We start from the raw sequence: 942 nt of genomic DNA, 5'->3' as shown, positions 1-942 counted from the left end.
CAGGCCAGCGGCGTTGGTCAGGGTCACGGTGTAGGTGACCGAACCGCCTTCGGTGACGGTGGTTTTATCCACGGTCAGGGTGGCAGTGACTTCGCTGATGGTATCGCCGATGGTCACGGCAGCCTTGTCGCCGAGTACCAGGTTTTCGAAGGACTTGCCGTCGACCGTGGCGTTATCGATGCCGACTTCGACGGTCTGGCCGTCTTTGTAGACGTCGTCGCCCTGAGCCTTGAGTTCGTATGGAGTTTCAGTGGTGCCGGCCTTGATCACGACGGTATCGCCGTTGCTCAGGGTCACGGTCAGGTCCTGTTTCAGCACCTGGTCGACTTTGACGGTGAACTTCGGCGCGGCGTTTTCCAGCACGTTGCCGTTGCTTTCGATGGTGACAGTGATCTTGTCGCCTTCGTTGGCCGGGTCGGTTGGGTCACCCGAGCCAGGCTCGTCGGTCACGGACGTGGTCAGCGTGGTGTCATTCAGCGTCAGTTGTTCGAACTGCTCAGCGCCAGAAACGCTTTCCAGCTTGTTGACGATGGCCGGCTGGCCGCCGGTGAAGATGTCATCGTTGGCGGTGACGCTGGCAGTGCCGGAAGTACCGTTGGCCGGGATCTTGACCACGGTGCCGTCGGACAGGGTGAACTCCAGCGGACCATGGGCGCCCATCGGCAGGCCGGCAGCGTTGGTCAGGGTCACGGTGTAGGTGATCTGGCCGCCTTCAGTGACGGTGGTTTTATCCACGGTCAGGGTGGCGGTGACTTCACTAATGGTGTCGCCGATGGTCACGGTAGCCTTGTCGCCGAGTACCAGGTTTTCGAAGGACTTGCCGTCAACGCTGGCGTCAGTCACGCCGACTTCGACGGTTTGACCATCTTTGTAGACGTCGTCGCCCTGAGCCTTGAGCTCGTACGGGGTCTCGGTGGTGCCGGCCTTGATCACGACGGTATC

Annotated in this window: 1 protein-coding gene; it reads right to left on the bottom strand. The window is 60.9% G+C overall.

Going from position 1 to position 942, the window contains the following annotated elements; translation table 11 throughout:
- On the bottom strand, window positions 1-942 hold a 942-nt coding region (locus tag AC3WQN_RS25440), incomplete at both ends, for an immunoglobulin-like domain-containing protein (protein WP_492606973.1).

The sequence above is a fragment of the Pseudomonas sp. FW300-N1A1 genome (assembly GCF_058789115.1).
Note: the sequence above shows the minus strand (reverse complement) of the source record. Positions and strands in the feature narration are given on the sequence as shown.